This is a genomic window from Bacillus timonensis (assembly GCF_004799755.1).
GTDB classification, from domain to species: Bacteria; Bacillota; Bacilli; order Bacillales; family Bacillaceae_L; genus Ferdinandcohnia; species Ferdinandcohnia timonensis_A.
In genome coordinates this window covers 16,209-30,397 of sequence record NZ_SLUB01000005.1, presented here as the reverse complement: position 1 = coordinate 30,397, position 14,189 = coordinate 16,209, and the positions used below count along the sequence as shown (strand labels likewise).

Here is a 14,189-nt window from a genome sequence, read left to right as displayed (position 1 = left end):
TTTTTCTCAATCAAGTATTAATGCAAAATGTGTGCCAAGTTTATTGTTCACCTTTTCATCTGCCTCCACGACTTTTTATATCCTGGAATGCAAAAATGAATAAGTTATTCATTTTTGCATAAGTTTGGAGTTGTAAAGTGGCTGAGTATAAAAAAATCCCCCATCCGAAAATGGATAGGGAATATGAAAATTAGTTTTTAATTTCGGACCAAATTCGGTCGTAAAGCTGAGTAGCCTCACCAACATCAATGTTGTATTCTCCTTTTGCCAGATCTTCTTCAGGAACCTCAAGCGATTCTCTAATGTCATCTGGTAAAAGCTTAAGAGCTTCTTCGTTTGGATTTCCGTATGGGTATTCCATAGAGATTTCCTTACTGACTTCTGGTCGTAAAATGAAATCAATGAACTTCTCAGCATTTTCTTTATGCGGAGCATCCTTAGGAATAACAAAGTTATCCTGCCATAGATTCATCCCTTCTTCAGGGAATACAGTCTTAATTGCAGGATTTTCTCTAGCCGCTAGGGTAGCCTCTGCTCCCCATACAATCCCCGCTTTTACTTCACCACTGACAAGTAGTGTCTTTGGACTATCACTATCAAATGCCTTAATATTTGGCTTAAACTCAAGTAGTTTCTCCTTTGCTTCCTCGAGTTCTTTTTCGTCTGTACTATTTTGCGAGTATCCTAGTAATGCAAGCATATTTCCAATAATAACCCGTACATCATCTAGAACAACAAGATTATCCTTAAATTCTGGGTCAAACAAATCAGCGTAACCTTTTATCTCTTTATCAACTAAATCCTCATTATAGGCAATAACCGCCTTTCCCCACATATATGGAACGGAATATTCATCATTCGGATCTGCCTGTGTACCAAGAAAACTATCACCAATATTCTTGATGTTTGGGATGTTTTCCTTATTTAGTTTTGCTAGCATATCTTGGTTTCTCATAATCTCAATAAAGTAAGTAGAGGCAACCGCAATATCATAGCCAGTATTCCCCGCTTGAAGCTTAGCTAGCATTTCCTCATTTGAAGAATAGGTGTCATAGTTTACCTTTATACCCGTTTCATCTTCAAATTGCTTAATTACACTGGTCGGCAAATATTCTGACCAGTTAAAAACATTTAGAACCTTTTCATCAGAGGATCCACCCGTTTTATCTCCACCACACGCTGTCAGCAACATGGAAGCGAGAAACAGAATCACAAAAACAGACAAACCAAATTTCCTTTTAAATGGCATATAACACTCTCCCCTTTTTAATAAAATAGAAGAACTTCTATTAATAAGGCTTGCAAGTTATATGCCAATCCTCTTTTTCAATCGACAGGTATTACCTTTTTCTGGGGCTTAGGATGTTTTGTAATGATTTGATAGTAGTCAGTACGGCGATCCTTAAGTGGTGTTTCGGTACCATTGTTGCGGTTTCGGCGTAGGCTTTCAAGGTCTACCTCACCAACAACGATTGTCTCGATATTTGGATTACATTCGCCTACAATTCCATTACTAGAGAATGTAAAATCTGACGGCGAAAAAATACCAGACTGTGCATATTGAACATCCATATGCGGAACATGAGATAGGTTCCCAACCGTTCCAGCTATCACAGTATACACCTGGTTTTCAACAGCACGCGCTTGGGAACAATACCGCACTCTTAAATAACCTTGCTGGTCCTCTGTGCTAAACGGGGTAAAAATAATTTGAGCTCCCTTATCGACAGCAATCCGCGCAAGTTCGGGAAATTGAATGTCATAGCTGATTAGAATTGAGATTTTCCCACAATCTGTATCAAATACGTGAATACCATTTCCAGGCTGAACCCCCCACCATCTTCGTTCATCAGGGGTAATATGAAGTTTATATTGTTTATCAATCGTTCCATCGCGTCTAAATAAATAGGCAACATTATAAATACAATTACCTTCTTCTACAAAATGAGAACCACCCACAATATTGATATTGTATTTTACTGCAAGCATCGAGAATAGGTTGATATACTTCTCCGTATACTCTGCAACCTTTTTAATCTGTTTACTTGGAACCTGTTCTTTTATAAAGGATAAAAGCTGCATTGTAAATGTTTCCGGGAATACCGCAAAATCCGAATGGAAATTAGAGCTTGCATCGATAAAGTATTCACATTGCGTTTCAAATTCTTCGAAGGATTTAATTTTCTTCATCATGTATTGAATAACTGAGATACGTACAGGAAGGGCCCTTGTATAGATCCGTCTCGTTTTTCTTGGTAGATAATCTGGATTGTTCCATTCCATTAATGTTGCATAGCCTAGAGAATCTTTGTCTGTTAAATAATTGGAATTGACACGTTTTAAGACAAACCCGTTCATCATTTGAAATGTAAGTGCAGGATCATATAGGTTTTGCTGCATAACCTGTTCTACATATTCTCTAGCAGACATTTTATCTGCATACTTGTGATAGTTTGAGATTCTCCCACCAATAATGATACTCTCTAAATTAAGTGCTTGAGTAAGCTTCCTACGCGCCTCATAAAGACGACGTCCTATTTTCATCCTCCGGTAGTCTGGATGAACCATCACATCAATACCATATAGATTTTTCCCATCAGGATCATGGTTACGAATATAGGAATTACCGCTAATTTCATTAAAGGTATGCTTATCGTCATATTCATCAAAATCAACAATTAAGCTTGAGCAGGAACCAATGATCTTCCCATCAAACTCTACGCAAAACTGACCTTCAGGAAAAATTGTGAGATGACTTTCTAATTCATCACGTTCCCAATGCTCCATATTGGGGAAACAAATTTTTGACAGTCTAATAATTTCATCAATATCTTCATGCTTAATATTTCGTAAAATGATCTTCTTCTCAAATTTCGAAAGATCGATGGTTGACACAAATATCTACCCTTTCTTAATGATACAGATTTTATTTTTAGCCAAAGTTCACGATTACTGTCCTGTTGTCGTTAGTGGTTCCTCATATTTGTATGGAAACAAATTTTTCCTCTAAATACTCTTCTAATCCGTATTTACCACCTTCCCTACCAATTCCACTTTCCTTCATTCCGCCAAAAGGAGCCTGTGCCACAACAGGGGTTGGGTCATTGATACCAACAATTCCATAGTCTAGTTCTCGCATAACCCTCATTGCGCGACTTAAATCTTTTGTATAGCAGTACGAAGCCAAGCCATATTGCTTATGGTTTACCTTCCCAATTACTTCTTCCTCCGTTACAAAAGGAATAATCGGGGCTACTGGTCCAAATGTTTCTTCCGTTAAGATTTTCATATTTTCATTGGCGCCAGCAATGACTGTGGGTTCATAAAAACTACCTTTTAATCCCTCCTTAGCAACTTGTTTGCCTCCACAAAGAAGTTTTCCATTATGTGAAAGTGCATCTTGCACATGCTCCTCCACCTTTTCTAATGCTTTCCTATCAATAAGTGGACCGACGTCTATGCCTTCCTCCAGACCATTTCCAATTGAAAGTGTACTTACTCGTTCTGCAAGTTTTTGACCAAACTGTTCTGCAATCTTTTCTGCAACATAAATACGATTTGTACTGATACATGTTTGCCCACAGTTTTTAAATTTGGTTAGCATAATCCCTTCCACAGCTAAATCCAAATCTGCATCTTCAAATACGATAAATGGCGCATGACCCCCTAACTCCATTGATACCTTTTTCAGTTGTGCTGCAGAGTCTTGAATCAATTTTTTTCCAACTTCTGTTGAACCTGTAAAGGTGATTTTTTTCACGTCGGGATTGCTTGTCATTTCACCCGCAATTTCGGAAGCAGACCCAATGACTAAATTTACAACTCCTTTGGGCAACTCTGCTTCATGGAAACATTCAAAGACCTTAATTGCCGTAAGTGGTGTGGCTGAAGCCGGTTTTAAGATCACTGTACAGCCTGCTGCTAATGCAGGTGCTAACTTACGAGTAATCATCGCAATTGGAAAATTCCAAGGTGTAATTGCTGCTGTTACACCCACAGGTTCACGTAGTACCATTAAATGTTTATCTGAGTGGGATGGAGTAAGGGTTTCGCCATAAATTCGTTTTGCCTCTTCGGCATACCAATCCACATAGTCAATCGCAATGCCAATTTCACGGATTGCTTCTGGAATTGGCTTACCCATTTCTGATGTCATTACGCCTGCAATTTCTTCTGTTTTTTCTCGTAGTAAAGCTGCAACTTTTTCAAGGTACTGTCCTCGTTCTTTCCCAGTTTTCTTTTTCCAAGTAGGAAAGGCTTCAGTAGCAGCGTCGATTGCTTCTTTTGTTTCTTCAGATCCTCCGAAAGCAACATCCTGTATTCGCTCAGAAGTGGCAGGATTGATTACCTCAAGCGTTTTTCCTGAATTTGATTCCTTCCATTCTCCGTTTATATATAGCATTGTTTCACTCCTTTTTATTTTTGTATTACACCTCGATATACCCATCCAACGATGGTTTCCCAATACATACTTCCATCGTTCGTTTTGATAGATTCATAATGACAGAGAAGACTGTCTCCATTTGACGATGCTCTGGGGCACTTGTATTCACATAATGGTTAATGGAGTTTGGGTAGTTGAAAGTATCAGAAAACCATTCCTTAAAGCGATTTTCATTCATTTCAGTTCCCGTTCTCATGCACGATAATATCAGTTGTTCTGCTCTATTTTTTCGAATCATTGAATCCTCAAATTTGTATTCATTCATATCTGTAAGATGTTCTTGAACCTCGGGTGAACAAATATGATTCGTGTGAACAACCATTCCTTCGGTGTTAGGTATCATATCCATTCCAAATGGGGAGACCTCAAAATTGGCTGCCATTGCCCGCCCGCTATCATCAACACGTGCAATTAGGAAATTAGCTGCAGAAGCCATTTGAGAGTGTTTAATTTTAGAGATTGCTTCATGAAGGGTATGGGAATTAAGGACACTGCGCAGTCCTAAATGAATCGGAACTTGCTCAGACTTTTTGTTTGTATGTAGTGCATTTAAGCAGACAGCAATTCCGCTACTATTGAAGCCAATTTTCCCAATTAACCCCCCCTCGGTAATCATTTTTATGGTGGGCATATTCCTTTGCTCAATTTCAAGCAAGAGTAAGCTCTTTTCTTGCTCGGATTTCCAGTCCCAGTTTTGACCAATGATTGTTTCCTTAGTTAGGGGTGGAGTTAGGGCAATAGCGGTACAACCATCTGAAAATGTTTTTCTTCCTGCTAAGGCGATTTCACTACGAGTGTTTAATACTAAAATATCCTCAAATCTAACTCCAGCCCCTTTCGCCACACCTTCCATTTCCTCAATAAAGTCACTATTATAAGCATGTATCGCTGGTAAATGTACCAAAGCTACTTGAATGGCCTGCTTCCAACTCATTTTGCTATACCCATAAAAGAGAGATTCATAGGTTTCAAGACTTTGATGGACCTCATTTTTCCCTTCGCTACCATGTTTTTCACCAATTTGCCTAGGTGTTCCTGACAACTGGAGTTTTTTTATCATGTCAACATTCCTTTCTTTTAGAGGATGTTCAAAAAGTCCGGTGAAAATGACACATCGAATTTCTGCGTTGGCTTGCTTCTCCATTCCTCACGTATTAACTACATACGCTCCGGTACTCAAAGCTGCGCCGCCTTGAACTTCTCGGTCCTTTTCATCCTCCTTTTTGAACACATATTTAAAGGCTTTCCCCTTTTTACTTCAAATTTTCTTTTTTTAGTATTGTATGCTGACATCTGTTTATCTTATGAGATGGCGTCTTTAACCTTAAAATAGTACTTCATTAGCCCGACAACTTTTCCATGTTGACTATAAAAGGGAATGGGGCGTAAATCATTTTTTTCGAATGGATTTTTGCCATTGTTTTCAGAAAGGATATTTCCAGCAAGTAGCTTCCCCATTAAGGTTGACATCGCAGCACCATGCCCAGCATATCCGAAAGCAAAATGGGTACCATCCTCTAACTGACCAATGTATGGGAGCATTTCCTTTGTAAACCCTACCTTCCCGCTCCAGCAAAACTCAGCCATATATTTTTTTAACTCTGGAAAAACGTTGTTCATTCCCTCTTTTAACTTTAAATAGAGTGGAGCTGTATCACTACTTAACGACCTACCTGATCCTCCAAAAGCAATTCGATTGTCAGGTGTTCTTCTGAAGTAATAAAGCATATGCTTTGTATCAAAAACCGCTCTATCATTTGGGATTAACTCAGAAACTAATTCTTCCGGTAATTGTTCCGTAGCAATCATAATGCTTTCAACTGGTATGACACTTCGAGAAATCGTTTTATGTAAATTTCCTGAATATGCGTTTGTAACAATGACTAAATGATCCGCTGTCACCCTTCCATCTTCAGTCATAACGGTGACTTTCCCATTTGAGGATTTTATGATTTCATGTGCCTCTGAATTTTCATAGATTGTACCTCCGAGTTTTTCTACCGTCTCTGCCAACCCCAGCACATAATTAAAAGGATGATAGGTTGCACTATTTTCATCAATACACCCACCATGATAAAAATCTGTTTTTAACTCTGCTTGTAAATCCTGTTTATCAAGTACCCGAACCCTGTAGTTAAAGTCCTTTTCCAGGATCTCTTGCTCCTCCTTTAACCAGTCGATATGTGCGGGCTTATAAGCCGCGTAGAGATGACCAGAGCGTTTGAAAGAACAGGAAATTTGATTTTCCTTACTAATCCTTTCAATTAAATCAATGGAATCCAGAGACATTTGAAGCATTTGCCTTGCCGTTTGCAAGCCTTTTTTCTTCGCAAGTGAGCTCATCGAGTCAATAAATCCTGTTAAAATTTGACCGCCATTTCGACCACTTGCGCCGCTACCGAGATAGCTTTTTTCAAGTACAATTGTTTTGACGTTTTTCTTTTGCAAATGATAAGCCGTTGATAGCCCGGTAAAGCCTCCTCCAATAATGACTACATCACACTCTTCGTTACCGGACAAAGATGAACGCTGTTCTTTCTTATTTGATGTTGCTTCCCACATTGAAAGTTGTTTCAATAAGTCCACTCTCCTACAATTTCCGTTTGTATCTAAAATAGATTGATGCAAGTAACGTACCAAATTTACGTTTTCGCAAATATTTACAGGAGTATTTAGATTGTCATACATATTGTTGTGGATAGCTATTATGCAAAAATGAATAAGTTATTCACATGTGCATAACAATTCTCTTAGGTTTTCCTACTCTATTTTTATTTCAAAACTTTTAGAATTGGAATGAATCTTGCATATATAAAAGGTAATCGCTTTAATGCAGGAGGGGTCAGAGATGAATAAAGAGGAACTATCTACAAATCAACCGGTCACATTGCTCGATAAACGACCGAAAAAGAGGAGGATAAAGAGTGCCGGTCCCATTTGGATGTTATCCCCAGTCACATTCTGGATGATTGCATTTTTATTTATCCCGATTGTTCTAATTCTTGTTGTAAGTTTTATGACTAGGGGTACGTATGGTGGAATTGAATATATTTTCACATGGCAGAATTACGCCCGATTCTTTGATTCTTTATATTTGAATATATTACTCATGTCTATTTTGATGGCAACAGTCACTACCGTCATCTGCATTATATTTGGATATCCCTTTGCATATATAATTGCTCGTTCTTCCCCTAAGTATCGAACATTCTTATTGTTTTTGGTTATCATTCCCTTTTGGACGAACTCACTTATCCGTACATATGCTTGGATTATTTTGCTTCGCACCGAAGGAGTAATCAACCATCTGTTAATGAGTATTGGAATGATATCAGAACCACTTGCGTTGCTTTATAACAATGGCGCCATATTAGTCGGACTTGTGTATACTCTATTTCCTTTTATGGTCCTTCCGTTGTATGCTTCAATCGAAAAGCTTGATAAATCCTATCTGGAGGCTGCTAGTGATCTAGGAGCAAAAGGCTGGCAAACCTTTATGAAAATTACACTTCCTTTAACGATGCCCGGTATCGTCGCTGGCTCTTTACTTGTATTTATTCCAACCCTTGGACTGTTTTTCATTCCTGATTTAATGGGCGGAGCAAAAACAATGATGATTGGTAATCTGATTAAAAATCAGTTCCTTACAGCAAGGGATTGGCCATTTGGAGCGGCATCATCGGTTATTTTAGTTATTTTAACCATGATCTTAATCTTCGTTTATCTACGAATTTCTAAAGGTAATAAAGATGACTTGGGGGTGATGTAGGGTGAGTTCGAGGTTTACAAAATGGTCGTCTATCATATATGGCGCTCTTATTTATTCTTTTTTGTATTTACCAATACTCATTTTAATTCTGTTTTCATTTAATAAATCAAAACTTAACGCTGTGTGGACGGGATTTACGTTTGAATGGTATGCAAAGCTTTGGTCGAATACAGAAGTATTAGAGGCAGCTAAAATTACGATTATAGTGGCAATTGTCTCTACGATTGCATCAACGATTTTAGGAACACTCGTATCTGTTGGGATGTACAAATATCATTTCAAGGGAAAATCGCTGCTTGATGGAATGCTTTATATTCCCCTTGTCATGTCAGAGATTGTCATGGGGATTTCATTACTAGCCTTCTTCTCAATGGTAAAAATGCCTTTAGGTATTTGGACACTTATTATTTCTCACATTACATTTTGTATTCCATATGTTGTCGTCGTTGTAAGGGCTCGTTTGAAAGGTTTTGATCGTTCTGTAGAAGAGGCAGCCATGGATTTAGGAGCTAGTGAGTGGCAAACGTTCCGACTGATTACCTTACCCATTATAGGACCTGCGATTGTAGCAAGTGCATTGCTTTCATTTACCATTTCTTTGGATGACGTAATCGTAAGCTTCTTCGTAGCAGGACCTGGAAGTACAACACTTCCATTACAAATATTCTCAATGGTTCGGTATGGGGTGACCCCGGAAATTAACGCATTATCAACATTAATGCTCCTTGTTACGCTTGGTGCTGTCATTGTTGGCGAACGGTTGTTGATGAGGAAAAATGGATAGACATTGAAGGGGCAAGAAGGGCTTTTGCCTTCATCTGAAAAACAAAACCCAAGAACGCTGTTTTTCCGCATTCTTGGGTTTTATTTGTACAATACTCATCCAAAATAGACTTTGGCGATCGTCCCTTTTCTATTCCTTCATCACAACCCCATGGTCGACTCCCCATGTTAAATAAATATCCTTATTGATGAAGTCGATTGGTTGGGAGCCTGCTGCTTGTTCATTCACAACAACTTCTTTCCCATTATCGAGTAGAACGACCATTTTTGAAACGGACCCCACATAAATAAGTTCCTTAAATCTTCCCTTTAATGTTACAGAATTCGTTTTAGGGGATTGTTCCTCAACGATTTTAATACGTTCCGGGCGAATGGTAACAAATACTTTTTCTCCAACCCTTAGTCCTTCGTTCTTTACTTCAATTTCTTTACCACCGAAATCTAAATACGCATAGCGGTTATCCAACCTTGAGATATTCCCTTCAAATAGATTCGTTTCACCGATAAAGTCGGCAACAAACTTGGTTTGTGGTTTTTCATAGATTTCAATTGGAGTACCTAGCTGTTCGATGAATCCATTATTCATAACGGCAATCCGGTCAGACATTGTAAGTGCCTCTTCCTGATCATGTGTAACATAAATAAAAGTGATTTTAAGCTGTTGTTGAAGATGTTTCAATTCGACTTGCATTTGTTTTCGAAGCTTTAAATCTAGGGCTCCGAGGGGTTCATCTAATAAAATCACCTTTGGATTGTTAATCAAAGCTCGTGCGATTGCAATCCGTTGCTTTTGACCACCACTTAGCTGCCCAGGAGTTCTTTTTTCGTAGCCTTTTAATCGAACAAGTTCTAACATTTTCATGACTTTTTCTTTAATGACGCTTCTATCAACGCCTTTCATTTTCAATCCGAATGCCACATTATCAAAAATATTCATATGAGGAAAAAGGGCATAGCTTTGAAAGACTGTATTCACATTTCGTCTATTTGCTGGTATTCCTTCAACATGCTTACCATCTAAAAGAATGCTGCCTGAGGTAGGCTGTTCGAAACCAGCAATCATACGGAGAGTCGTTGTTTTCCCACATCCACTTGGTCCTAGTAGTGTTAAAAACTCTCCCTCTTTTACATTCAATGATACATTCTGGACAACCTTCGTTTCCCCAAATTGTTTGTTAATATTTTGTAATTCGACCATGTTTACTGACATGCCATTATCTTCCCCCTTGTTAGAAACCTTTGCAAAACTTAAATGCAAAAAACATGCCAATTCGCTAGCATTTGAAGGATTTATAAAAAAATGGTAGACCCAGAGATGGAATCTACCATTTATCCATTAATTTCCTGCTTTTAGTTCACTGTAAATCCGATCATATAGTTGTGTTGCCTCTCCAATATCAAGCGCTTGTTGTACATTTGTAACTTGGTCAAGATCTGGATACACAACTTTATTATTCTTCAAGTCCTCGGGAAGCAATTTATAGGCCTCCACATTTGGATTTCCGTAGGGATATGTTGTCGAAATTAATTTACTGATTTCAGGTCGTAACAGGAAGTCTATAAATTTTTCTGCATTTGCTAGATGCGGTGCGTCCTTTGGAATAACAAAATTGTCATGGAAAACCATTAAGCCTTCTTCAGGAATAATTGGAACAATGGCCGGATTTTCTTTTTGCGCATTAAATACTTCAGCTGTCCATGCCATTCCTGCCGCAACATCCCCAGCAATCATCATCGTTTTGGGTTCAGTGTTAAATGCCCTAATATTTGGACGAAGCTCTAAAAGTTTTTCTTTAGCTTCCTCTAATTCTTTTTCGTCAGTTGTATTCATCGAATATCCTAGCATTTGAAGAGCTAGCCCAATTACACCTCGTTGGTCATCTGGTAAAACGACCTTATCCTTAAGTTCTGGCCGAAATAGATCTTCATACCCTTTAATTTCAAAGTCAACAAGTTCTGTATTCTGAAATAAAACCCCCGAACCCCAAAGATAAGGAATGAAATAGTCACCCTCTTTATCAAATTCAGCTGTCGTAAACGTTGAATCTAAGTTTTTGACATTTGGGATATTTTCTTTATTGATTTTTTGGATTAAATCTTGTTTCAATAGAATATCAACGAAAAATGTTGTGGCTACAGCGATGTCATACTGTGTATTTCCAGCTTGTAATTTTGCCATCATTTCCTCGTTGCTTGAGTACGCATCATAATTTACCTTTATTCCTGTTTCCTTTTCAAATTGCTGGATCACTTCTTGTGGCAAATATTCCGCCCAGTTGAATAAATTTAATACCTTTTCATCCGATTGCTTAGCTCCACCAGCTTCACTTCCTCCGCAAGCAGATAAAAATGTCAATGCTATTAAAATAAAAGAAATTACGACTATTTTCGTTTTCTTATACATCCACATGGCCCCTTCCAGCTTTTTTTGTTTGTCCTCGTATATACACAATTTTCCCATCCATTATTGTCATTTCAACCTTTGCTTCTAAAATCTCTTTCACATCTACTGAAAAAAGATTTCTATCTAAGATGATTACATCTGCCTTTTTTCCAGCCTCGAGCGTTCCTAAATCATCCTCTCGGAAATTTCCATAGGCAGGAGCTTTCGTGTAAAACTTTAGTGCTTCTGCAAGAGATATTTTTTCTTGTGGATTCCACCCATCTTCTGGTGTTCCATCAGCGTTCCTTCTTGTTACAGCACGGTAGATTTCAATCATTGGATTCAGATCAACAACCGGATAGTCACTACTAAAAGCAATGGGTGCGCCACTTCTTTTTAGTGATCCAATTGGCCATGTATACCGAGATCGTTCCGGGCCTAATCGATCAAGGTATGTATGCCCCTCCATTGATTCTGCACTCATATGCTCAGGTTGTATCGACGCAATGACCTGAAGCTCTTCAAAACGCTCTATATCATCCGGGTGAATAACCTCAATATGCTCAATCGTATGTCGTGAGTCTCGCATTCCATTTTGCTTCTGTGCTGCTTCATAGCAATCAAGTCCAAACCTAACTGCTCCATCGCCACAGGCATGTAGCCGAATACGGAAGCCTTCCTTGTCAGCTTCCTTAATCCATCTTATATAGGTATCTTCTTCAAATAAAATGCCGCCTTTTGTTTCAGGTCGGTCTGAATACGGCTCAATTAAATACCCTGTGTACGTATTTGGAACGCCGTCAATAAATTGTTTTAATCCGGAAAACTGTAATTTATCAGATTGGTATAGTTCACGGTAGGATTTCGCCTTTGATAAGTCCCCATTGAGAGATGATAAGAAGTGTATTCTTGTTGTTAATTTCCCTTCTTTTTCATAGGTCGCATAAAAGGATGGAGATCCCAATTCAAAGCCTGGCAATGGAAGCATATCACTTACCGATGTAATTCCATGGGAAGCAGCTTTTTTCAAAAAGACATCCATTAATTTTCGCTGTTTTTCATCTGAGAATTGATAGGCTTTTTCTGCAACAAGCTTTACGGCGGTTTCATACAAAAAACCAGTAGGTTCTCCATTTTGATCTTTTTCAATCAAACCAAATGGAGGATCTTTTGTATCTTTTGTTATATTTAAAACGTTAAGAGCTTCTGAGTTTACCCATGCACTATGTGCTTCTTCATTCAACAGGAACACTGGACGATTCGGGATAAGTTGATCAAGGGAATGGCGGGTTGGTGTTTTTTTCCCTGGCCAACGCACATGATGCCAGCCAAATCCTAATACCCAAGGTTCATTAGGATTCTCCTTTGCATAATGATAGATTTTTTGAACAGCTTCTGATTCTGATGAGCAATCTGTTAGTGTGGTGAACTCGCTAAACATACTCCCTAATACAAGGTGAAGATGAAAATCATGAAATCCAGGTAAAACAAGCTTATCTTCTGCATGAATAACCTTTGTCTGTGGTCCTATATAATCGTTTGCGTTTTCACTCTCATCCACACACTGGATTTGATCGTTTTTGATAACGACTGCTCCCATTATTGGATTAGACTCATTCCCGGTAAAAATGGCATTACCTTTAATAATGATATCTGCGTACAAGCCGCAATCCCCCCTCAAAAAAATAACAAGTGGCGTGTAATCTTCTATCTGCGGTTTTAGCACTCTCCTCCTTTAAAAGACTAAACTCATCGTCAATTAAATATGCAAATACCGTGCCAATTGGCTAAAAAACACAAAAAAACCGCCATCCATAGGGATGACGATTTCTTTATATTATGCTTTTATTTTTTCCATTAATTCTTCGATATAGTGCTGTGCTGCTTGGGCAGCGATGCTTCCGTCACCCGTTGCGGTTACGATTTGGCGAAGTTGTTTCTCACGGATGTCGCCTGCTGCGAAAATGCCAGGCACTTTTGTTTCCATGTTTTCGTTTGTTTCAATATAGCCATTTTCGTTTGTGATTCCAAGGCTTTCAAATGGTTTTGAAAGTGGTAGCATTCCAACGTAGATAAATACGCCATCTGCACCAAATTCGGATTCCTCACCGGTTTGTGTATTGACAAGTGTTAAGCTACCAACCTTGCCATCTTTTTCGTGAATTTCTTTAACAGTATGATTCCAGATAAACTCCACTTTTGGATTATCAAATGCACGTTGTTGAAGGATCTTTTGAGCACGTAGCTCATCACGGCGGTGAATGATTGTTACTTTAGAAGCGAAACGTGTTAAGTACACGCCTTCTTCTACTGCTGAATCCCCGCCTCCTACTACAACAAGCTCTCTGTTTTTAAAAAATGCCCCATCACATACTGCACAATAAGAAACGCCACGGCCACCAAGTTCTTGCTCACCCGGTACACCAATTTTCTTATATTCCGCACCAGTTGAGATGATCACAGCGCGAGTTTTATATTCTTTACTACCTGCAATTACTGTTTTATATTCTTCACCATCGATGACCTCTTTAATATCCCCATATGCATACTCTGCACCGAATTTTTTCGCGTGCTCAAACATTTTTGTGGATAACTCAGGTCCTAATATATGGTCAAAGCCTGGATAGTTTTCAACTTCCTCTGTGTTTGCCATTTGACCACCAGGAATCCCGCGCTCTAGCATTAATGTTGATAGGTTTGCACGAGAAGTATAAACGGCAGCCGTCATGCCTGCAGGTCCAGCACCGATAATAATGACATCATAAATTTTTTCTTCCGTCATTTTTTCGTCTCTCCTAACTTCATGAGTA

11 protein-coding genes are annotated in these 14,189 nt (G+C 38.6%); 2 read left to right on the top strand and 9 right to left on the bottom strand.

Annotation, left to right across the window (positions count from 1 at the left end):
• Positions 1 to 190: 190 nt before the first annotated feature.
• From E1I69_RS04640 to E1I69_RS04620, 5 genes are all read right to left on the bottom strand, one after another.
• Positions 191 to 1,249, bottom strand: a complete 1,059-nt coding sequence (locus tag E1I69_RS04640; protein ID WP_136378441.1) for an ABC transporter substrate-binding protein — start codon at positions 1,247 to 1,249, stop codon at positions 191 to 193.
• Positions 1,250 to 1,326: 77 nt separating this feature from the next.
• A complete protein-coding gene (locus tag E1I69_RS04635; RefSeq protein WP_136378440.1) occupies positions 1,327 to 2,895 on the bottom strand; it encodes a bifunctional GNAT family N-acetyltransferase/carbon-nitrogen hydrolase family protein in 1,569 nt (522 codons plus the stop codon).
• A gap of 82 nt (positions 2,896 to 2,977) precedes the next feature.
• Complete coding sequence (locus E1I69_RS04630) at positions 2,978 to 4,402, bottom strand: NAD-dependent succinate-semialdehyde dehydrogenase (protein ID WP_136378439.1); 1,425 nt, start codon at positions 4,400 to 4,402, stop codon at positions 2,978 to 2,980.
• A gap of 25 nt (positions 4,403 to 4,427) precedes the next feature.
• Positions 4,428 to 5,504, bottom strand: a complete 1,077-nt coding sequence (locus E1I69_RS04625; RefSeq protein WP_136378551.1) for a C45 family autoproteolytic acyltransferase/hydolase — start codon at positions 5,502 to 5,504, stop codon at positions 4,428 to 4,430.
• 242 nt (positions 5,505 to 5,746) lie between these two features.
• Positions 5,747 to 7,030, bottom strand: coding sequence for an NAD(P)/FAD-dependent oxidoreductase (locus E1I69_RS04620; protein WP_242634531.1), 1,284 nt, complete (start codon positions 7,028 to 7,030; stop codon positions 5,747 to 5,749).
• Positions 7,031 to 7,385: 355 nt separating this feature from the next.
• Here E1I69_RS04620 and potB point away from each other — a divergent pair, with 355 nt between their 5' ends.
• A complete protein-coding gene (potB, locus tag E1I69_RS04615; protein ID WP_207308509.1) occupies positions 7,386 to 8,213 on the top strand; it encodes a spermidine/putrescine ABC transporter permease PotB in 828 nt (275 codons plus the stop codon).
• A gap of 1 nt (position 8,214) precedes the next feature.
• Positions 8,215 to 8,997, top strand: a complete 783-nt coding sequence (locus E1I69_RS04610) for an ABC transporter permease (protein WP_136378436.1) — start codon at positions 8,215 to 8,217, stop codon at positions 8,995 to 8,997.
• Positions 8,998 to 9,126: 129 nt separating this feature from the next.
• On the opposite strand, the gene E1I69_RS04605 is transcribed toward E1I69_RS04610, so the two are convergent.
• The 4 genes from E1I69_RS04605 to trxB all read right to left on the bottom strand — a co-directional run bounded on the left by E1I69_RS04605 (position 9,127) and on the right by trxB (position 14,161).
• Complete coding sequence (locus E1I69_RS04605; protein ID WP_136378435.1) at positions 9,127 to 10,206, bottom strand: ABC transporter ATP-binding protein; 1,080 nt, start codon at positions 10,204 to 10,206, stop codon at positions 9,127 to 9,129.
• A gap of 126 nt (positions 10,207 to 10,332) precedes the next feature.
• Positions 10,333 to 11,400, bottom strand: a complete 1,068-nt coding sequence (locus tag E1I69_RS04600) for an ABC transporter substrate-binding protein (RefSeq protein WP_136378434.1) — start codon at positions 11,398 to 11,400, stop codon at positions 10,333 to 10,335.
• Entirely contained in the window at positions 11,393 to 13,042 is a 1,650-nt protein-coding gene (locus E1I69_RS04595) for an amidohydrolase (RefSeq protein ID WP_242634530.1), read from the bottom strand. The genes E1I69_RS04600 and E1I69_RS04595 overlap by 8 nt, the downstream gene beginning before the upstream one ends.
• A gap of 174 nt (positions 13,043 to 13,216) precedes the next feature.
• Complete coding sequence (gene trxB / locus E1I69_RS04590; RefSeq protein ID WP_136378433.1) at positions 13,217 to 14,161, bottom strand: thioredoxin-disulfide reductase; 945 nt, start codon at positions 14,159 to 14,161, stop codon at positions 13,217 to 13,219.
• Between the last annotated feature and the right edge of the window lie 28 nt (positions 14,162 to 14,189).

Excerpts from the sequence above, each read along its gene's own strand:
- potB (WP_207308509.1), top strand. The coding sequence starts at position 7,386 with ATGTTATCCCCAGTCACATTCTGGATGATTGCATTTTTATTTATCCCG.
- E1I69_RS04600 (WP_136378434.1), bottom strand. The coding sequence starts at position 11,400 with ATGTATAAGAAAACGAAAATAGTCGTAATTTCTTTTATTTTAATAGCA.
- trxB (WP_136378433.1), bottom strand. The coding sequence starts at position 14,161 with ATGACGGAAGAAAAAATTTATGATGTCATTATTATCGGTGCTGGACCT.
- E1I69_RS04605 (WP_136378435.1), bottom strand. The coding sequence starts at position 10,206 with ATGTCAGTAAACATGGTCGAATTACAAAATATTAACAAACAATTTGGG.
- E1I69_RS04630 (WP_136378439.1), bottom strand. The coding sequence starts at position 4,402 with ATGCTATATATAAACGGAGAATGGAAGGAATCAAATTCAGGAAAAACG.
- E1I69_RS04640 (WP_136378441.1), bottom strand. The coding sequence starts at position 1,249 with ATGCCATTTAAAAGGAAATTTGGTTTGTCTGTTTTTGTGATTCTGTTT.
- E1I69_RS04625 (WP_136378551.1), bottom strand. The coding sequence starts at position 5,504 with ATGATAAAAAAACTCCAGTTGTCAGGAACACCTAGGCAAATTGGTGAA.